Annotated in this window: 21 protein-coding genes; all 21 read right to left on the reverse strand. The window is 65.6% G+C overall.

The window, feature by feature from the left end; genetic code table 11:
• Positions 1-175: 175 nt before the first annotated feature.
• Positions 176-889 carry a tRNA (guanine(46)-N(7))-methyltransferase TrmB gene (gene trmB / locus OC159_RS09665; RefSeq protein ID WP_265500944.1) on the reverse strand — a complete coding sequence of 238 codons (714 nt, stop codon included), beginning with the start codon at positions 887-889 and terminating at the stop codon, positions 176-178.
• A 151-nt stretch (positions 890-1,040) separates the two neighbouring features.
• Entirely contained in the window at positions 1,041-2,717 is a 1,677-nt protein-coding gene (locus OC159_RS09670; protein ID WP_265500945.1) for a ribonuclease J, read from the reverse strand.
• Complete coding sequence (locus tag OC159_RS09675) at positions 2,710-3,489, reverse strand: type III pantothenate kinase (RefSeq protein ID WP_265500946.1); 780 nt, start codon at positions 3,487-3,489, stop codon at positions 2,710-2,712. The genes OC159_RS09670 and OC159_RS09675 overlap by 8 nt, the downstream gene beginning before the upstream one ends.
• A gap of 4 nt (positions 3,490-3,493) precedes the next feature.
• Entirely contained in the window at positions 3,494-4,264 is a 771-nt protein-coding gene (locus tag OC159_RS09680; RefSeq protein WP_265500947.1) for a biotin--[acetyl-CoA-carboxylase] ligase, read from the reverse strand.
• Positions 4,257-5,753 (reverse strand): NADH-quinone oxidoreductase subunit NuoN, encoded by a 1,497-nt coding sequence (nuoN, locus tag OC159_RS09685; RefSeq protein WP_265500948.1) that lies wholly within the window; start codon positions 5,751-5,753, stop codon positions 4,257-4,259. Before nuoN ends, OC159_RS09680 begins: the two co-directional genes overlap by 8 nt.
• Positions 5,754-5,763: 10 nt before the next feature.
• Positions 5,764-7,317, reverse strand: coding sequence for an NADH-quinone oxidoreductase subunit M (locus OC159_RS09690; RefSeq protein ID WP_265500949.1), 1,554 nt, complete (start codon positions 7,315-7,317; stop codon positions 5,764-5,766).
• 2 nt (positions 7,318-7,319) lie between these two features.
• Positions 7,320-9,455, reverse strand: coding sequence for an NADH-quinone oxidoreductase subunit L (gene nuoL / locus OC159_RS09695; RefSeq protein ID WP_265500950.1), 2,136 nt, complete (start codon positions 9,453-9,455; stop codon positions 7,320-7,322).
• A gap of 7 nt (positions 9,456-9,462) precedes the next feature.
• Positions 9,463-9,768, reverse strand: coding sequence for an NADH-quinone oxidoreductase subunit NuoK (gene nuoK / locus OC159_RS09700; protein WP_265500951.1), 306 nt, complete (start codon positions 9,766-9,768; stop codon positions 9,463-9,465).
• 99 nt (positions 9,769-9,867) lie between these two features.
• Positions 9,868-10,470 (reverse strand): NADH-quinone oxidoreductase subunit J, encoded by a 603-nt coding sequence (locus OC159_RS09705; protein WP_265500952.1) that lies wholly within the window; start codon positions 10,468-10,470, stop codon positions 9,868-9,870.
• Entirely contained in the window at positions 10,467-10,877 is a 411-nt protein-coding gene (locus OC159_RS09710) for a carboxymuconolactone decarboxylase family protein (RefSeq protein ID WP_265500953.1), read from the reverse strand. The genes OC159_RS09705 and OC159_RS09710 overlap by 4 nt, the downstream gene beginning before the upstream one ends.
• Positions 10,874-11,365 (reverse strand): NADH-quinone oxidoreductase subunit NuoI, encoded by a 492-nt coding sequence (gene nuoI, locus OC159_RS09715; protein WP_265500954.1) that lies wholly within the window; start codon positions 11,363-11,365, stop codon positions 10,874-10,876. The genes OC159_RS09710 and nuoI overlap by 4 nt, the downstream gene beginning before the upstream one ends.
• On the reverse strand, positions 11,365-11,544 hold the full coding sequence (locus OC159_RS09720) for a hypothetical protein (RefSeq protein ID WP_265500955.1): 180 nt from the start codon (positions 11,542-11,544) through the stop codon (positions 11,365-11,367). The genes nuoI and OC159_RS09720 overlap by 1 nt, the downstream gene beginning before the upstream one ends.
• Before the next feature lie 3 nt (positions 11,545-11,547).
• Positions 11,548-12,579, reverse strand: a complete 1,032-nt coding sequence (nuoH, locus tag OC159_RS09725) for an NADH-quinone oxidoreductase subunit NuoH (protein WP_265500956.1) — start codon at positions 12,577-12,579, stop codon at positions 11,548-11,550.
• Between the two features lie 18 nt (positions 12,580-12,597).
• Positions 12,598-13,344: a hypothetical protein gene (locus tag OC159_RS09730; protein WP_265500957.1), complete on the reverse strand. Its 747-nt coding sequence runs from the start codon at positions 13,342-13,344 to the stop codon at positions 12,598-12,600.
• A gap of 4 nt (positions 13,345-13,348) precedes the next feature.
• Complete coding sequence (gene nuoG / locus OC159_RS09735) at positions 13,349-15,361, reverse strand: NADH-quinone oxidoreductase subunit NuoG (RefSeq protein ID WP_265500958.1); 2,013 nt, start codon at positions 15,359-15,361, stop codon at positions 13,349-13,351.
• A gap of 10 nt (positions 15,362-15,371) precedes the next feature.
• Entirely contained in the window at positions 15,372-15,767 is a 396-nt protein-coding gene (locus tag OC159_RS09740) for a DUF5333 domain-containing protein (protein WP_265500959.1), read from the reverse strand.
• A 101-nt stretch (positions 15,768-15,868) separates the two neighbouring features.
• Positions 15,869-17,164 carry an NADH-quinone oxidoreductase subunit NuoF gene (nuoF, locus tag OC159_RS09745; RefSeq protein WP_265500960.1) on the reverse strand — a complete coding sequence of 432 codons (1,296 nt, stop codon included), beginning with the start codon at positions 17,162-17,164 and terminating at the stop codon, positions 15,869-15,871.
• A 24-nt stretch (positions 17,165-17,188) separates the two neighbouring features.
• Entirely contained in the window at positions 17,189-17,401 is a 213-nt protein-coding gene (locus OC159_RS09750; protein WP_265500961.1) for a DUF5337 domain-containing protein, read from the reverse strand.
• Entirely contained in the window at positions 17,401-17,805 is a 405-nt protein-coding gene (locus tag OC159_RS09755; RefSeq protein ID WP_265500962.1) for a hypothetical protein, read from the reverse strand. Before OC159_RS09755 ends, OC159_RS09750 begins: the two co-directional genes overlap by 1 nt.
• 64 nt (positions 17,806-17,869) lie before the next feature.
• Positions 17,870-18,769: an NADH-quinone oxidoreductase subunit NuoE gene (nuoE, locus tag OC159_RS09760; RefSeq protein WP_265500963.1), complete on the reverse strand. Its 900-nt coding sequence runs from the start codon at positions 18,767-18,769 to the stop codon at positions 17,870-17,872.
• Complete coding sequence (locus tag OC159_RS09765) at positions 18,769-20,007, reverse strand: NADH-quinone oxidoreductase subunit D (protein WP_265500964.1); 1,239 nt, start codon at positions 20,005-20,007, stop codon at positions 18,769-18,771. Before OC159_RS09765 ends, nuoE begins: the two co-directional genes overlap by 1 nt.
• Position 20,008: the final 1 nt, after the last annotated feature.

A 20,008-nucleotide genomic window follows, 5' to 3' on the forward strand; every position in this document is an offset into this window, starting at 1 on the left:
GCGGCATCTTCCGCCCCATCCTCTACGCCGTCCCAATGCAGTACCTCGCCTACCACACCGCCGTCGCAAAAGGCACAGACGTCGACCAGCCCAGAAACCTCGCAAAATCCGTAACCGTGGAATAGATCGTAGGATCGCTTGCTCCTCGCGTCGCGGGGGCAGACGGACCCGCGCGTCAGGTGCGGCGGAAGGTGAGGTAGTGGGGCGCTCGCCCCGCGCGCAGCGCCTTCTGCTCGTACCTCGTGCGGATCCAGTCGTCCCAGGCCCGGTCGGTGTCCAGGATCATCTCGAACCCGACCGGCGGAACCTCCTCCCGGGCTTGGCGGATATAGTCGGGAATGTCGCTGGCCACCCGAAAGATCCCGCCGGGCGCCATCACCCGCGCCAGCGGCAGCAGGTGCTCGGGCGTCACGAAACGACGGCGATGGTGCCGCGCCTTCGGCCATGGGTCAGGGTACATCAGGAACGACCGCTCGATGCTGGCGTCCGGCAGCACGTCCATCAGGTCGCGTGCATCGCCCGGATGAACGCTGACATTCGCGACCTCCGCCGCCCGGATCTTGCCCAGAAGCATCGCGACGCCGTTGATGAACGGTTCGCAGCCGATGATACCGATCCCGGGATAGGTCTTCGCCATGTGCACCATATGCTCGCCGCCGCCGAAGCCGACCTCAAGCCAAACCGGGCGCTGGTCACCGAAGATCGCCCGTGGGTCGATCTGTCGCCGCCCCGGGTTCTCATCTAACGAGATGCCGCGGGGCCGAAGCTCGCCCAGATCCTCTGAAAGATACCCCTTCTGGCTCTGGCGCAGGGTCTTTCCGTGCCTGCGGCCGTAGAAGTTGCGGCGCGGCGGATCGGGATCGAAGCTGGACTTGGATGTATCGCTCATGCGGCGGCATTGCCGCAAGCCGCAGTCGGTTTCAAGCCCCATCACGCCGTCGCACAGGCACAGAGAGCCAAGCCGCCAGCTTCAGGACCACAGCGGGGGGTCCGGGGGGCCGGCCCCCCCCGGCCGCCGCGGGACGCAATGGCGCCGCCGCTCAGTCGGCCATCAGCCGGCTGATGATTACCGTGACCTCGGGCTTCTTGCCGATCTCTTCCATGGCGACCTGACGCGTGATCTTTCGGATCGCCTCGTCCAGCTTGCCGTCGTCACGAACCGTTCGGGCATCCGCACGGTCCAGGAACTCGGACAGCTCGCCCTCGATCTGACGAACCAGATCGGCGCCGCCTCGACCGCGCTCGGACAGGCCCATGACCTCGACCCAGGCATCCGGCAGGACGTTGTCGTCTTCGTCGACGATGACGCTGACGGTCGCGTGGCCATTCAGCGCCATCCGGATCCGGTCGCGGACAACGCCGTCCATCGACCCGATCAGGACGTTGCCGTCGAGGTAGAGCCTGCCGGTCTCGACATGGTCGACCACCTTCGGCGTCGTCCCCGTCAGGTCCAGCATGGCACCGTTGACGACGATCTCGGCGGCCATGCCCTTGCTGCGGGCCAGCATCACGTGCTCTCGCAGGTGCAGGTGCTCCCCGTGCATGGGGACCACGATCCGCGGCTTGAGGATGTCGTGCATCGCCTCGATGTCGGGCCGGTTCGCGTGCCCCGAGACGTGATAAAGCCCGTCATCGGCGTCATAGACCTCGATGCCGTTCTCGCTCAGCGCGTTCATGATCCTCCCGACCGAGCGCTCGTTCCCCGGGATCGTCTTTGAACTGAAGAGGAAGCTGTCCCCTTCCTTCAGCGACAGGCCAAGATAGCGGCCTCGCGACAGCTGTGCGCTGGCGGCCCTGCGCTCGCCCTGGCTGCCGGTCACCAGCAGCAGCACCTCGCTGCGCGGCAGCTTGGCGGCCTCATCGGGGCCGATCGTGTCCGGAAAGTCGCGCAGGACGCCGCTGTCCAGCCCGACGCTGACCATGCGCCGCATCGCCCGTCCCAGCAGACAGACCTTGCGCCCTGACGCCCTGGCCGCATCGGCCAGCGTCTTCAGCCGCGCGATGTTGCTGGCAAATGTCGTTGCCACCACCAGGTTCGGCTGCGCCATGACCCATTCCAGGATCGGCGTCGCCAAAAGCGCCTCGGACCGGCCGGGATGGGTCGAGAAGATGTTGGTGCTGTCGCAGGCCAGCACCTTCACGCCCTCGCCCTCGGCGGCGATCTCGGCCAGGCCGATGGGGTCGAAGGCGTCGCCGACAATCGGAGTCACGTCCGTCTTGAAATCGCCCGTGTGCACGATCCGCCCCGCCGGCGTGTCGATCACCAGAGCCGAGCTTTCGGGGATCGAGTGGCTGATCGGCAGGAACTGCACCGTGAACGGTCCCACCTGCGTCACGGCGGGCCGCGCCTCGGTGATGTTCACCGCCTCGACCGGCAGACCCATCTCCTCCATCTTCAGTCGCACCAGCGTCCCGGTAAAGCGGCGCGCATAGATCGGCACGTCAAGACGCCCCCACAGATGCCCGATGGCGCCGATATGGTCCTCGTGGCCGTGGGTGATGAAGATCGCCTCCAGCCGATGGCGGTTCTGCTCCAGCCAGGTCAGGTCCGGCATGATCAGGTCGATGCCGGGGCTGGCATCCATATCCCCGAAGGTGACGCCCAGATCCACCAGGATCAGCCTCTCCTTCCCCGGCGCGCCATATCCATAGACATAGGCGTTCATGCCGATTTCGCCCGCGCCGCCAAGCGGCAGATAGATCAGGCGGTCAGCCATTGCCCATCTCCTTGTTGTAATCGTGAATCAGACGCAGCCCGTGCATCGTCAAATCGTCTTCTATGGCGTCGAACAGGTCAAACCCCTGATCGAACAACGGCGCAAGCCCGCCGGTGGCTATCACTTTCATCGGACGGTCGCGCTCGGCGCGGATCTTGTCCACGATACCGTCGACCAGACCGACATATCCCCAGAACACGCCTGACTGGATACATGCAACCGTATTCGTGCCGATCACCCTCTGCGGCATCGTCACATCGACATGAGGAAGCGACGCCGCGCCCATGTGCAGCGCCTCGAGCGACAGGTTGACGCCCGGCGCGATTGCCCCGCCGATATAGGCCCCGTCGACGTCCACCACGTCGAAGGTCGTGGCCGTGCCGAAATCCACCACAATCAGATCCGGCCCATGCCGGTCATAGGCGCCAACGGTGTTGACCAGCCGATCCGGGCCGACGGTGGTTCCTGGATCGACCCGCGGCGGCACCGGCAGCAGGCAATCCGGCTTGCCCACGACAAGTGGACGCGTCTCGAAGTAGCGGTTGCACAGGACACGCAGGTTGAAGACCACCCGCGGGGCCGTTGCGCTGATGATGCAGGCGTCGATCTGCAGCTCGAACTTCTGGACGGCGATCAGCGTGGACAGCCAGACATAATATTCGTCGGCGGTCCGGCGATGATCCGTCCGAATGCGCCAATGCGCCAGGAAGCGGCTGCCGTCCCAGATCGAGAAGACCGTGTTGGTGTTGCCGGTGTCGATGCAAAGCAGCATGGGCCTACCCGTCAAAATGAATATCTGCAGCCGAAATCGCCTGCCGCCCCTGTGCCGTCACAAGAAGCAGCGCGCCGCTGTCGTCGATGCCCTCGAACCGGCCCTGCATCAGGGTCTTGCCGGTGCGGGCGGTGATCGTCTCGCCCAGTCTTGCAGCGCGGGCCATCCAGGCGTTGCGGATCGGGCCGAATCCGTAGGCGGCCACCTGGCGCTGCCAGCCGTCGAAGCTGGCGGCGAGGGCGTCCAGCAGGTCGTCGGGGCTGACTTGCAGCCCCGTCTCTCCGGCCAGGCTGACGGGACGCAGCGCGCCCTCCTCGACCTCTGAAAGATCGGGGGCCGCTGCCAGGTTCACGCCGATGCCGATCACCAGCGTTGCCACCTGTCCGCCTGCCCCGGCGCTTTCCAGCAGGATCCCGGACAGCTTGCCGCCGTTCAGCAGCACGTCGTTCGGCCACTTCAGCGCCAGGTTCAGGCTGGGGCCGCAGAGCATCCGCAGCGCGTCGTAGACCGCCAAGGCGGCCACGAAGGACAATCGCGCCGCATCAGCCGGACCGCCCGTCGGGCGCATCACCAAGCTTGCCGCAAGGTTTCCCGGCGGGTCGGTCCAGGCCCGGCCCCGACGACCGCGCCCGGCTTCTTGCCGCCGCGCCATGATCCATGCCGGTCCCGCAAGAGACGGCGCCAGCCGCATGGCCTCCGCATTTGTGCTGTCCACCCGGTCGAGGACGTGGCGCGCCACACCCTCGGGCCAGACAACGGGCGCGGCGTTATTCAACGATGACCACGGCCGGATCGACGGCGGTGGCCGGGTCGACGACCACCAGCGGCTCGACCAGCGACAGCGCTGCCGTGGCAGCCGCGTCGTCGACGCCGACCATGGTGACGGCGCCCAGCAGCAGCGCGGCCGCCGGGACCATCAGGGCGGCGTACTGGACCGCGCCCATGCGGCTGACGACCGGCTCGGCCTCTTCGCCGAAGAACATGTAGTAGACGATGCGGAGGTAATAGAACGCCCCGATGACCGACGCGATGACGCCCAGGACGGCCAGCCAGGACATGCCGGCATCGACCGCCGCCGTCAGTACGCCGTACTTGGCGAAGAAGCCCAGGAAGGGCGGCACACCGGCCAGGCTGAACATCAGGAACAGGACGGCAAAGCTCTTCAGCGGCTCGCCCTGCGCGAAGCGGTGCAGGCTGGCGAGGTCGGTGACGGGACGCCCCTCACGCTCCAGCGACAGGATGAAGGCGAAGGTGCCGACGTTCATGACGGCATAGATCGCCATGTACATCAGCATCGCCTGCACGCCGACGGCCGTGCCGGCCGCCAGACCCACCAGTGCAAAGCCCATGTGGGCGATCGAGGAATAGGCCATCAGGCGCTTGACGTTGCGCTGACCGATGCCGGCGATGGACCCCAGGAACATCGACAGCACGGCCAGGACCGCGATGATCTGCGTCCAGTCGGCGGGAACGTTCCCGAAGGCGTCGAACATCAGCCGTGCGATCAGCGCTGTCGCCGCGACCTTGGGCGCGGTCGCCATGAAGGCCGTCACCGGCGAAGGCGCACCCTCGTAGACGTCGGGCGTCCACATGTGGAACGGCACGGCCGAGACCTTGAAGGCCAGACCGACCAGCAGGAATACCAGGCCGAACAGCAGCCCAAGGGGCAGCGCGCCAAGGGTCACGGCGGTGATGATGCCCGCGAAGCTGGTAGTGCCGGCAAAGCCGTAGACCAGCGACGCACCATAGAGCAGCAGGCCAGAGCTGAGCGAGCCGAGGATGAAGTACTTCAAGCCGGCTTCGGACGACTTGGCGCTTTCGCGCCTCGAGGCGGCCAGGACATAGATCGACAGCGACTGAAGCTCCAAGCCCATGTAGAGGGTCAGCAGGTCGCCGGCCGACACCATGAGCATCATGCCGACCGTCGAAAGAACCATCAGGATCGGGTATTCGAACTTCATCAGCCCGTGGCGGCTCATGTAGTCCGCGCTCATCGCGAGGACGGCGGCGGCGGACAGCAGGATCGTGACCTTGGCAAAGCGCGCGAAGGCGTCGTCCATGAACATGCCGAAGAACGCGGGCTGCTGAGGCCGGTCGGTGACGCCTACATACATGCCGGCCACCAGCAGCGCCAGCACGCTGGCCCAGAGGATCGGCCGCGCGATCTGGTCCTTGCCGAAATAGGCCCCCGCCAGCAGCGCCGCCAGCGCATAGATCGCAAGCAGCAGCTCGGGCAGAATGGTGGAAAGATCCAGTCCGGTCATCTTGCGTTCCTCAATGGCTGACGGTGGCCGCGGCCAGGTCGTCCGTCGCTGCGTCTTCGGGCAGCGCGTCGTGAATGTTCACCAGCAGCGCCTGGACCGAGGGGCCGGTGATGTCGGTCACCAGGCGCGGATAGACGCCCAGGATCAGGGTCATGGCAATCAGCGGAACGAAGATCCACTTTTCGCGCGGGGTCATGTCGGTAATGGTGCGCAGGCTTTCCTTGATCAGCGCGCCCATCGTCACGCGGCGATAGAGCCAGAGCGCATAGGCGGCCGAGAAGATGACGCCCGTGCAGGCCACGAAGGCCACCCAGGTGTTCGCGCGGAACGCGCCCAGCAGCGTCAGGAATTCGCCCACGAAGCCCGAGGTGCCCGGCAGGCCCACGTTCGACATGGTGAAGAACATGAAGATCAGCGCATAGACCGGCATCCGGTTCACCAGGCCGCCATAGGCGTCGATTTCACGCGTATGCATGCGGTCGTAGATGACACCCACGCAGAGGAACAGCGCCCCCGAGATGAAGCCGTGCGACAGCATCTGGAAGATCGCGCCGTCCAGGCCCTGCTGGTTCGCGGCGAAGATGCCCATGGTCACGTAGCCCATGTGCGCGACCGAGGAATAGGCGATCAGCTTCTTCATGTCGGACTGCGCCAGCGCCACCAGCGAGGTGTAGACAATGGCGATCGCCGACATCCACAGCACCAGCCCCTGCAGCAGGTCCGCCGCCACGGGGAACATTGGAAGGCTGAAGCGCAGGAAGCCGTAGCCGCCCATCTTCAGCAGCACCGCCGCCAGCACCACCGATCCGGCCGTCGGCGCCTGGACGTGCGCGTCGGGCAGCCAGGTATGGACCGGCCACATCGGCATCTTGACCGCGAAGCTGGCGAAGAAGGCCAGGAACAGCAGCGTCTGCATGCCGCCCACCACGGTGAAGCCCAGCACCTGCATGGTCTGCGACGGGAAGTCGAAGGCCAGCAGCTGCGCGATGTCGGTCGTGCCTGCCGTGCGGGCCATGGCGATCATCGCGACCAGCATCAGGACCGAGCCGATGAAGGTATAGAGGAAGAACTTGAACGTCGCGTAGATGCGGTTCGCCCCGCCCCAGATGCCGATGATCAGGAACATCGGGATCAGGCCGGCCTCGAAGAACAGGTAGAACAGGATCAGGTCCAGCGCCGCGAAGACGCCGATCATCAACCCTTCCAGCACCAGGAAGGCGATCATGTATTCCTTGACCCGCGTCTTGACGTCCCAGGTGGACAGGATCGTCAGCGGCATCAGGAAGGTCGTCAGCAGCACGAACAGGATCGAGATGCCGTCGACGCCCATCTTGTAGCGCAGGCCCATGATCCAGGCATGATCCTCGACGAACTGGAAGCCGGTGTTCGACGGATCGAACCCTGCCAGCAGGAACAGCGAGATCAGGAAGGTCGCGGTGGTCGCGATCAGCGCAAGGTACTTGGCGTTCTTCTGCGAGGCGGCGTCGTCGCCACGCAGGAACAGCGCCAGTATCCCCGCCGCAACGATCGGCAGGAAGGTGATGATCGAAAGAAGGTTCGTCATGATCAGTACGTGCCCCGCATCATCACCCAGATCAGCAAGCCCACGATGCCCAGAACCATCGCGAAGGCATAATGGAACAGATAGCCCGACTGCACCCGACCGGCGAACCGTGTCAGGCGCGGGATGATTCCCAAGGCGATCCCGTTGATGGCGCCGTCGATAACGGCTCCGTCACCGGCCGTCCACAGCTTGCGGCCGATCCAGCGGGTCGGACGCACGAACATCGCGTCATATGCCTCGTCGAAATACCACTTGTTCAGCAGGAACTGGTAGAGACCGTGTTGCTGACGGGCGAGCTTCGCCGGCGCTTCCGGCTGACGGATGTACATCAGCCAGGCAAGGCCGAGCCCCAGGATCATCGCGACGAAGGGCGACAGCTTGACCCACGCCGGGACCGAGTGCGCGTCGTGCATGACCTGGTTCTCGGTGCCCATGAAGATCGCCCCGCGTTCGTAGCCGGCGACGGGTGCATGGGCTTCGGCGGGATCTTCGGCGGCGCCTGCCGCGGCATGTGTCGCCGCTCCCTCCGGGTTGTCATGCGCGCCCTCGGCCACGCTGCCTTCCAGCGCGGTCGCGTCCTCGTTGGCGTGGTCGGCACCGGCATCGTGATGCGCAGCGGGCGGCAGGCCGAAGAACCGCTCGACGTTGTCGCCGAAGAAGCTGCCGTACCAGACCATCCCCGAGAAGATCGCCCCGAGCGCCAGAATGCCAAGCGGAATGGTCATCACGCGCGGGCTCTCATGGGCATGGTCATGCGCATGATGATCGCCGCGCGGCTTGCCGAAGAAGGTCATGAAGATCAGCCGCCAGCTGTAGAAGCTGGTCATGGCCGCGGCGATCACCAGCATCCAGAAGGCATAGCCGTTGCCGGAGGCATAGGCGCTCTCGATCACGGCGTCCTTGGACAGGAAGCCCGCGAAACCGATATGGGTCAGGGGAATACCGACGCCGGTGATGGCCATCGTGCCGATCACCATCGCCCAGAAGGTCAGCGGGATCTTCTTCCGCAGCCCGCCATAGTTCCGCATGTCCTGTTCGTGGTGCATCGCGTGGATGACAGAACCGGCACCCAGGAACAGCATCGCCTTGAAGAAGGCATGCGTGAACAGGTGAAACATCGCCACCGAATAGACGCCGACGCCCGCGGCCACGAACATGTAGCCCAGCTGCGAACAGGTGGAATAGGCGATGACGCGTTTGATGTCGTTCTGCACCAGACCGACCGTTGCCGCGAAGAAGGCGGTCGAAGCGCCGATGATGACGATGAACAGCTTGGCCTCGGGCGCGAACTCGTAAAGCGGCGACATCCGGCAGACCAGGAACACGCCCGCCGTCACCATCGTCGCCGCGTGGATCAGCGCCGACACGGGCGTCGGACCCTCCATGGCGTCGGGCAGCCAGGTGTGCAGGAACAGCTGCGCGGACTTGCCCATCGCGCCGATGAACAGCAGCACCGCCAGCACGTTTGCCGCGTTCCAGTCGCGCCACAGGAAGGTCATCTGCGTGTCGGCCAGCATCGGAAGCTGGGCGAAGATCTGGTCGAACTGGATCGAGCCGGTCAGCCACCACAGCCCGAAGATCCCCAGGAGGAAGCCGAAATCGCCGACGCGGTTGACGATGAAGGCCTTCATCGCGGCGGCGCCCGCCGACTGCTTCTTATAGTAGAAGCCGATCAGCAGATAGGACGCGACGCCCACGCCCTCCCAGCCGAAGAACATCTGCAGCAGGTTGTCGGCCGTCACCAGCATCAGCATGGCGAAGGTGAAGAAGGACAGGTAGGCGAAGAACCTCGCCCGGTAGGGCTCGGCGTCCGAGAAATTCTCGTCATGCGCCATGTAGCCGAAGGAATACAGGTGCACGAGCGCCGAGACCGTGGTGATGACGATCAGCATGATGGCCGTCAGCCGGTCCAGCCGTATCGCCCATTCCGCGGCGAAGTCGCCCGACACGATCCAGTCGAAGACGGGGATCTGCCGCAGTTCGCCGTCCAGCGTCAGGAAGACGATCCAGGACAAGGCCGCGGCGGCGAACAGAATGGCCGTCGTCAGGACCTGCGCCCCACGCTCGCCGATCAGGCGCCAGCCGAAGCCGGCGATCAGCGCGCCCAGCAGCGGGGCAAAGAGGATGAATTGCGCCATGGGTTCCTTACCCCTTCATCACGTTGATGTCTTCCACCGCGATCGTGCCGCGGTTCCGGAAGAAGACGACCAGAATGGCCAGGCCGATGGCCGCCTCGGCGGCGGCGACTGTCAGGATGAACATCGTGAAGATCTGCCCTCCCAGATCGCCCAGATGGGCAGAAAAGGCGACGAAGTTGATGTTGACCGCCAGAAGCATCAGCTCGATCGACATCAGGATGACGATGACGTTCTTGCGATTCACGAAGATGCCGAAGATCCCGGCAACGAAGAGGACCGCCCCCACGACAAGGTAATGTGTCAATCCGATCATCTTTTCAGTCCCTCCGGGTCTGTCACCCGTTGAAATATCCGTTCGCGACAAGAACGGCCGTGGCGATGCCGATCGCCACCGCCGTCCAGCCCGCCGCGTTCACAGGCCCTGGCCGGGCCTCACGTCACGCAGCTGCATGGCCTTGGCCGGGTCGCGGTGCATCTGCGCGATCACGTCCTGGCGCTTGACGTTGGTGCGATGCCGCATGGTCAGCGTGATGGCTCCGATCATCGCGACCAGCAGGATCAGGCCGGCGACCTGGAACGGCAGGATGTAGCGGTCATAGAGAACCAGGCCAATGGCGTTGGTGTTCAGTGCCGGCACCGGCATCGGCACCGACCGCAGCGTCGCTGACCGGTCCGAGGATTCCCAGGCGCCGAAGGCGATGGCCAGCTGCGCAAGCAGGATGATCGCGATCAGGCCCGCCAGCGGCAGGTACTGCGCGAATTCGCCCTTCAGCTCCTTGAAGTCGACGTCGAGCATCATGACCACGAAAAGGAACAGAACCGCGACAGCGCCGACATAGACGATGACCAGCAGCATCGCCACGAACTCGGCCCCCAGCAGCACGAAGAGGCCGGCGGCAGACAGGAAGGACAGGATCAGCCACAGCACCGAATGGACCGGGTTGCGGGCCAGGACGACCATGAAGCCCGCCACGCAGACGGTGATCGCGAACAGGTAGAAGGCAAAGGTGATCATTCGGAGCTTCCTTCCGTTTCGGTAAAGACCGACCGCGCGATCTCCAGCGCCTTCTGCATCGCCGGGATGCCGCCGAACATCCCCATCTGGTAGATCACCTCGGCGATCTCGCGCGGGGTGGCGCCGGCCTCGATGGCATGGCGGATGGTCAGGCGCAGCTGCGGCTCGGCCATGGCGCCCTGCACCGTCATCGCGGCGATGGTCACAAGCAGGCGCGTCTTGGCGTCCAGCCCGTCGCGGTTGAAGGTCCGGCCGAACCACATCTCCAGCATGTCGGCCGGCATGGTCGGGAACATCTTCTCGAAGGCCTTGGGGTCGAAATGCTCCAGCGCGGGATTGAAGGTCCGCGCCATCTCCTGGCCCTGCGTCAGCATCTGCTGGAACATCTTGGTGAACGGATCGGTCATCTGTACGGCGCGTCCGTGGCCAGATTGCGAGCAATCTCGGCTTCCCAGCGCAGCCCGTTGTCCAGCAGGCGTTCCTTGTCGTAGAACAGCTCCTCGCGGGTCTCGGTCGCGAACTCGAAATTCGGCCCTTCGACGATGGCGTCGACCGGGCAGGCCTCTTGGCAGAAGCCGCAATAGATGCACTTGGTCATGTCGATGTCATAGCGCGTCGTGCGCCGCGAGCCGTCGTCGCGCGGCTCGGCATCGATGGTGATGGCCTGCGCGGGGCAGATTGCCTCGCACAGCTTGCAGGCGATGCAGCGTTCCTCGCCGTTGGGATAGCGGCGCAGGGCGTGTTCGCCGCGGAAGCGCGGCGACAGCGGGCCCTTTTCGTGCGGATAGTTGATCGTCGCCTTGGGCGCGAAGAAGTACCGCAGGCCCAAGCCAAAGCCTTTGATGAAGTCCACCATCAGGAAGTACTTGGTGGCGCGCGCGATGTCGAAAGCCATCAGAACTGCTCTCCTTGCTTGGGCGCGGCGAAGCGGTCGAAGGCCGCCACATAGTCGCGCAACCTGGCATCGTCGGCCTTTTCGCGGTCGAGGTTGTTCGACAGGAAATGCGCGAACTCGGCCTTGTCGGATTCGCTGGCACGGGCCAGCGCCTCGGCGATCTTGTTCGAATAAGCCATGACTTACACTCCTGCCCAACGGGCCCAGAACCCACCGAAGACTTCGAATTTCGCAAGGAACGCGACGATCACCACCCAGCCCAGGGACAGCGGCAGGAACACCTTCCAGCCGATCCGCATCAGCTGGTCATAGCGGTACCGCGGCACGATCGCCTTCACCATCGCGAACATGAAGAACCAGAAGACCATCTTCAGGAACATCCAGATCGCGCCGTCCGGCAGGCCCGGGATGGGCGACAGCCAGCCGCCGAAGAAGAGGATGCTGATCAGCGCGCACATCAGCCACATCGCGATGTATTCGCCCGCCATGAACAGCAGGTAGGGGGTCGAGGAATATTCGGTCATGAAGCCCGCGACCAGTTCCGATTCCGCCTCGGGCAGGTCGAAGGGCGGGCGGTTTGTCTCGGCCAGGGCCGAGACAAAGAACAGCACGACCATCGGCAGGTGCGGCAGCCAGTACCAGGAGAGGATCCCCGCCCCGCGCTGCGCCTCGACGATCAGCGACAGGTTCATGGACCCACTTGAGATGATGACGCCGATGATGATCAGGCCCAGGCTGACCTCGTAGGAGATCATCTGCGCCGCCGACCGCAGCGAGCCGAGGAACGGGAACTTCGAGTTCGAGGCCCAGCCCCCCATGATCACGCCGTACACCTCCAGCGAGGAGACCGCAAAGATGAAGAGGATTCCGACATTGATGTCGGCCATCACCCAGCCTGGGGCGAACGGAATCGCCACGAAAGCCAGCAGCGCCAGCATCATCGACAGGAAGGGCGCCAGGAAGAAGACGAACTTGTCCGCGCCCGCCGGCACGACCACTTCCTTGACCACGAACTTCAGCGCATCCGCGAATGTCTGCAGGATCCCCCAGGGGCCCACGACATTCGGTCCGCGGCGCATCTGCACGGCGGCCCAGATCTTGCGGTCGCCATAGACCATGTAGACCAGCGACAGCATCACGAAGGCGATGATCGCCAGACCCTGCGCCAGCAGGATGATCGCGATGCCCCAGGAAGATGCCCAAAAATCAGCCATGATGCCTGTTCCTCTTCCTTACGCCGCAGGAATGCCGCGTGCCCTGCATTCGCGCAGGGTGTTTTTCGTTTCCATTACCCGGAGCCCCATCGGCTTGTCCTGCGACAGGGTGAAGGCGGAACCGATCAGCAGCTTGCCGTCCCGCTCTGCCTGCAATGTCCGGATGTGGCGTCCATAGGGGGCGCCGTTCGCTTCGGCCCAACCGGCCAGCGCGCAGGTGGCATACGAGAACGCGATATCCGCGTCCACCCCCTGCTGCAGATTGGCGGTCACCTCGACCAAGTCGTTGCCGTCGCCGGACCCCAGGACCTCGACCCTGGCGGCGATGAACTGCGCGGAGTCGATTTCGATCCCTTCGCGCATCGCCGGCAGGGCCGGGCCGCTCCGGGCGGCGAACGCCTCCAGCGCCTTTTCCTGCGCGGTCTTCTCGCGCGGCAGGTTCGGCGCGACCATGCCCGAGAGATCGAGGTCCAGGTTGGCGTTCAGCGCCACAAGATCGGCCTCGGTCACCTGGAAGGCATCGCGCCCGGCCGGGCTGTCGAGGTCCATCGTGGTCACGCTGCCGTCCTCCTCGAGGATCAGGATCTCTCCGGACTTGGTCGAGATCCGCGCGCGGCCCAAACCGGCCGTGTCGCCGGGCGCCGCGACCAGCGCGGACAGTTGCGCGGGCTTGGACCGGGGCCGGTCGGTGTCTTCACCGGTATCGGAGAAGCAACCGCCGAGCGTCAGGACCGTGATGCCCGTTAGGATGATGCGCATCCTCATCCGGCTACTCCGCCGCCAGCGCAGGCAGGCCGCGCGCCGCCGCCATGCGCGATAGTTCCCCCATCAGAGGGGAGCAGCGCGCGATCGGGTTCGTCAGGTAGAAGTCCCTGATCGGGTTCACGAAGCTGGCGCGACCCAGGTCGCGCATCGGCAGGCGCTGCCAGTCGCTTTCGACGACCTGGTCGATGCGGCCCAGATGCGGAACGGCCTCGACCAGCTTGCGGCGCAGTTGCGCCAGGCTGTCCCAGGGCAGCGTGTGCCCCAGTTCGGCCGACAACGCGCGCAGGATCGCCCAGTTCTCCTTGGCCTCGCCGGGCGCGAAGTTCGCACGCAGCGCCAGCTGGGGCCGGCCTTCGGTGTTCACGAAGAGGCCCATCTCCTCGGTATAGCAGGCGGCGGGCAGGATGATGTCGGCGCGGTGCGCGCCCCTGTCGCCATGGCTGCCCTGATAGATCACGGTCGCGCCCGGCGCGATCTCGACCTCGTCGGCGCCAAGGTTGAAGATCACCTCGGCCCCGTCGATGGCGGCGTTCAGACCGCCTTCGGTCACCGCACCCACATCCATCGCGCCGACGCGCGACGCCGCGCTGTGCAGCACCAACAGGCGGGCGCCCGTCGTCTCGGCCAAGGCCTGTGCATGGGCCAGGACGCCCTCGCCGTCGGCCTCGCGCAGGGCGCCCTGCCCCACGATCACCACGCCCGGCTTGTCCGACGCCTCGGCCTTCTCGAGCAGCGTGGACAGCGCCGCACGGTCGGTGCCGGCGTGGTCATAGTCATAGGTCAGGTCGACCGCCTGGCCGATCACCGTCACCTGCGCCCCATGCACCCAGGCCTTCCGGATGCGGGCGTTCAGGACCGGCGCCTCGTCGCGCGGGTTGGTGCCGATCAGCACGATGCTAACCGCGCCGTCGATGTCCGCAATGGTCGCGTTGCCGACATAGCCCGACCGGTTCCCCGCCGGCAGCCTCGTGCCGTCGGTCCGGCATTCGACCGAACCACCCAGCGCCTCGACCAGCGTCTTCAGGCTGAAGGCCGCCTCGACCGAGGCCAGGTCGCCGACCAGGCCTGCGACCTTCCGGCCCTGCATCGCAAGAGCGGCGGCGGTCAGTGCCTCGGGCCAGGTGGCCGGACGCAGCTTGCCGTTCTCGCGCAGATAGGGCTTGTCCAGCCGCTGCCGGCGCAGGCCGTCCCAGACGAAGCGGGTCTTGTCGCTGATCCACTCCTCGTTCACGCCGTCATGGTTGCGCGGCAGGATGCGCATCACTTCGCGCCCCTTGGTATCCACGCGAATGCTGCTGCCAAGCGCGTCCATGACGTCGATCGTTTCGGTCTTCGACAGCTCCCACGGGCGGGCGGTGAAGGCATAGGGCTTCGACACCAATGCGCCCACCGGGCAGAGGTCGATGATGTTGCCCTGCAGGTTCGATGCCAGCGTCTGGTTCAGATAGCTGGTGATCTCGCTGTCCTCGCCGCGCCCGGTCTGGCCCATCTGGCTGATGCCCGCGACCTCGCTGGTGAAGCGCACGCAGCGGGTGCAGCTGATGCAGCGGGTCATGTGGGTCTCGACCAACGGGCCCAGGTTCAACTCCTCGGCGGCGCGCTTGGGCTCGCGATAGCGGCTGAAATCGACGCCGTAGGCCATCGCCTGGTCCTGCAGGTCGCATTCGCCGCCTTGGTCGCAGATCGGGCAGTCCAGCGGATGGTTGATGAGCAGGAACTCCATCACTCCCTCGCGGGCCTTCTTGACCATGGGGCTGTTGGTGCGGATCTCGGACGGCGCGCCTTCGGGGCCGGGGCGCAGGTCCTTGACCTGCATGGCGCAGCTGGCGGCGGGCTTGGGCGGGCCGCCCACGACCTCGACCAGGCACATGCGGCAGTTGCCGGCGATAGACAGGCGCTCGTGATAGCAGAAGCGCGGGATCTCGATCCCGGCCAGCTCGCATGCCTGGATCAGGGTCAGGTTGGGATCGACCTCGATTTCCATGCCATCGATCTTGATTGTCCGCAAATCGGCCATGATGTGTTCCTTACCTGGCACTCAGCAACGATCCCGCGACCGTCTGCCGTGCGATTTCGTCCCGCCCGAGGCGGCAAAAGGTTTCCGGCTGCCCGTTCACGACGCCACGCTCGACCATGTAGCGGTCGGCGGTCGCGTAGATGCGCCTGCGATCGTCGCGGCTGTCGAGGAAGGCGTCGATCTGCGCTTCGCTGTAGCCCTGGTCCAGCGCGTACCGCTTGAGCTTCCGCGCCTCCGAGAAGGCCCGGATGATCCGCGCGTCTATGCTGGGGCAACCGCGGCGGACCAGATCCGCGACGCGGGCCTGCACGAGGCGGTCGTTCACGTAGGCGTTCTGGCTCAGCGGCTCCAGCGCGACGGCGGGGGTGGCCGCCAGCAGGGCGGCAGCGATCAGGGGGCGCAGCATGGCACGATCCTTCCGGTGATGATGTGTCCCCACATAACTACCCGGCAGGCCATCTGCCCGACACGAGGCCGTGCGGCCGCCGTGATATGCCCCCCGCGTCATCATTCCGCCGCCAGTGCGCCCATGCGCCCGGTCTTCTTCGCCTTCAGCCGATCCTCGATCTCTCCGCGGAAGTTGCGGATCAGGCCCTGGATCGGCCAGGCGGCCGCGTCGCCAAGCGCACAGATGGTGTGGCCCTCGACCTGCTTGGTCACGTCCAGCAGCATGTCGATTTCCTCGACCTCGGCCTCGCCGGTGACCAGACGCTCCATCACGCGCATCATCCAGCCGGTGCCTTCGCGGCAGGGCGTGCACTGGCCGCAGCTTTCGTGCTTGAAGAACTTGGACAGCCGCCAGACGGCCTTGATGACGTCGGTGTCCTGGTCCATCACGATCATGCAAGCGGTGCCGAAGGACGACCGCAATTCGCGCATGCCGTCATAGTCCATGATGGCGTTCTCGCACTGCTCGGCCGTCAGGATCGGGCAAGAGGCGCCGCCGGGGATCACCGCCTTGAGGTTCTTCCAGCCGCCGCGCACGCCGCCGCCATGCTTCTCGATCAGCTCGCGCATGGGGATCGACATGGCCTCCTCGACCACGCAGGGCGCGTTCAGGTGACCGGTCAGGCCGAACAGCTTGACGCCCGCGTTGTTCGGACGGCCGAAGCCCGCGAACCATTCCGGCCCGCGCCGCAGGATCGTCGGCACGACCGCGATCGATTCGACGTTGTTCACCGTGGTCGGGCAGCCATAAAGCCCCGCGCCCGCCGGGAAGGGCGGCTTCATCCGGGGCATGCCCTTCTTGCCTTCCAGGCTCTCCAGAAGCGCCGTCTCCTCGCCGCAGATATAGGCGCCTGCGCCGTGGTGCAGGTAGAGGTCGAAATCCCAGCCCGAGCCGGCGGCATTCGCCCCCAGCAGACCCGCGTCATAGCATTCGTCGATTGCGGACTGCAGGGCCTCGCGCTCTCGGATGTATTCGCCGCGCAGGTAGATGTAGCAGGCATGAGCGTTCATCGCGAAGCTGGCGATCAGCGCGCCTTCGATCAGCGTGTGCGGATCATGACGCATGATCTCGCGGTCCTTGCACGTTGCGGGTTCGGATTCGTCGGCATTGATGACCAGATAGGCCGGGCGCCCGTCCGATTCCTTGGGCATGAACGACCACTTCAGCCCGGTGGGAAAGCCCGCGCCCCCGCGTCCGCGCAGGCCGGATGCCTTCATCTGCTCGATGATCTTGTCGCGGCCTCGGCCCAGGATCTCGGCGGTGCCGTCCCAGTGCCCGCGTTTCTGCGCGCCGGCCAAGCTGCGGTCGCCCATCCCGTAGAGGTTGGTGAAAATGCGATCCTGGTCTTTCAGCATCCGTTCGATCCTCTCATTCCGGCGTCACGCATTCCTGCGCCGCCAGATACGCCAGGTCACGATCAGCGACCAGACAAAAGCGCCGATGGCGGCGAGGTCGGCCAGATAGGCCCACCGTCCCGCCCAGTCATATTCCTTCCCGACCGCCTGAATGGCGATCCAGATCAGCATGGTCACCGCGATGACGATCGCGACCAGCCGCATCTGGCGTGCGTCCTGTTCATCCCGGCCCGCCATCAGGCGCGCCCTTCGGCGGCCAGCGCACGCGCCTGGCCCACCCGATCGTCGCGGCGGATCAGGGCCGCCTGCCGACCGATGCGCGCGGCGACCTGGTCGACTTGCGCGTCGTCCCACTGCGCAAAGCGCGTCACGCCCGCAGCCCGCAGCGCCGCCTCGATCTTGCCTCCGATGCCGCGACCGTTGTCTGAGCCCGCCGCGACCATCGGATCCGGCAGCACCAGCGCCCCGGGCGCCCGCTCGTCACCGTCCATGGCCACCGACCCGGCCTCGATCATCCAGTGCACCACGGTCGCCAGAAGCAAGCCAGCGATGACCGCCAGAACAAGCACGGCCAGCCAGCCCACGGTGCCGGACAGTCCAATCGCAAGCATGATCAGCACCGTCGTCGCGGCGCTGGTCATGCTGCTGGGGGAAGTCGTCCTGGCTGGCATTCCTTGCTCCGCTCGGGCGGCCTGGCCGCGATCCTCAGTCCTTGTTGCCGTCGCGTGCTTCCTCGGCGCGCACGCCCTGGGGTTCGCGCTTCGACCGTGGCCGCGCAGCGGATGCCGCCTCGGCCTCCTGCTCGGTTACGCCGGTTTCATCGACGGGCATGCCCTTCGACGGACGCGGCTCGATTTCGGGCGCGGTGTCGCGGCCGGTGCGGTCGTCAACCGCCGCGTCGGGCGTCCTGCGCCACTTGGTCAGGATCGGCACCTCTGTCCCGTCGATGCGCTTCAGCGTCTCGCCCAGATCCGTAGCCAACTGGACGCTGGCATTCATTTCGCTGCCCTCGATCTCGGTCAGACTGGTCCGGCCGGTCGCGGGTTCGGACGCGAAGCGCCCGACCTGAGATCCCGGCTGCGGCACTTCGCCTGCGGACATCCGGTCGATCAGCGCCTCGAGGCTCTCGGGCGTCAGGTCCTCGTAATAGTCCTTGCCGATCTGGGCCATTGGTGCGTTGGCGCAGGCGCCCAGGCACTCGACCTCTTCCCAGCTGAACTTGCCGTCCGCCGACAGCGTGTGGGGCGTCGGCGCGATCTTGCGCTTGCAGACCTCGATCAGCGCCTCGGCACCGCAGATCATGCAGGTGGTGGTGCCGCAGATCTGAATATTCGCCACGGTGCCAACCGGTTGCAGCTGAAACATGAAGTAGAACGTCGCCACTTCCAGCGCACGGATATAGGCCATGCCCAGCATCTCGGCGCAGGTTTCGATCGCGGGCCGCGAAAGCCAGCCCTCCTGTTCCTGCGCGCGCCACAGAAGCGGAATGATCGCCGACTGCTGGCGACCCTCGGGATACTTCGTCATCTGCGCCCGCGCCCATTCAAGGTTCGCGGGCGTGAATTCGAAGCTGTCCGGCTGGACGGGGTGAAGGCGGCGCAGCATCAGCGGTCAACCTCTCCGAAGACGATATCCTGGGTGGCGATCAGCGCCGGCACGTCCGCCAGCAGGTGACCCTTGGCCATCCAGTCCATGGATTGCAGGTGCAGGAAGCCCGGCGCCCGCAGCTTGGCGCGATAGGGCTTGTTGGTGCCGTCGCTGACCAGATAGACGCCGAACTCGCCCTTGGGGGCCTCGACGGCGGCATAGATCTCGCCCGCCGGGACGTGGAAGCCCTCGGTGTAAAGCTTGAAGTGGTGGATCAGGCTCTCCATGTCGCGCTTCATGTCGCCGCGCTTGGGCGGCGTCAGCTTGCCGCGCGCCAGGATGTCGCCCATCGGCTCGGCCCGCAGCTTGTGGATCGCCTGGCGCATGATGCTGGTCGATTCCCGCATCTCCTGCATCCGGCAGAGGAAGCGGTCATAGCAGTCGCCATTGGTGCCGACCGGGATCTTGAAGTCAAACTCGTCATAGCACTCGTAGGGCTGCGAGCGGCGCAGGTCCCAGGCCATGCCCGAACCGCGCACCATCACGCCCGAAAAGCCCCAGTCCAGCGCGTCCTGTTCGCTGACCACGCCGATGCCGACCAGGCGCTGCTTGAAGATCCGGTTCTCGGTCAGCAGCGTATCCAGGTCGTCCAGCACCTTGGGGAACTGGTCGCACCAGGCCTCTATATCGTCCAGAAGATCGGGCGGCAGGTCCTGGTGGACGCCGCCGGGCCGGAAGTAGGCCGCATGCAGGCGCGCGCCGCTGGCGCGTTCATAGAAGATCATCAGGTCTTCGCGCGCCTCGAACCCCCAGAGCGGCGGTGTCAGCGCGCCCACGTCCAACGCGCCGGTGGTCAGGCCCAGCAGGTGGTTCAGGATGCGGCCGATCTCGCAATAGAGAACCCGGATCAGGCTGGCGCGGCGCGGCACGACGGTGCCAGTCAGACGCTCGATCGCCAGGCACCAGGCATGCTCCTGGTTCATCGGCGAGACGTAATCCAGCCGGTCGAAATAGGGCAGGTTCTGCAGGTAGGTGCGACTTTCCATCAGCTTCTCGGTGCCGCGGTGCAGCAGGCCGATATGCGGATCGGCGCGCTCGACGATCTCGCCGTCCAATTCCAGCACCATGCGCAGCACGCCGTGGGCTGCCGGGTGCTGGGGACCGAAGTTGATATTGAAGTTGCGGATGCGCTGTTCGCCGGTCAGGGCGTCCTTCGACCCGTCGCCATACTGGTTGTCGCGGATATCGCCGTCCATG

The sequence above is a fragment of the Paracoccus beibuensis genome (genome assembly GCF_026162625.1).
GTDB lineage: Bacteria > Pseudomonadota > Alphaproteobacteria > Rhodobacterales > Rhodobacteraceae > Paracoccus > Paracoccus beibuensis.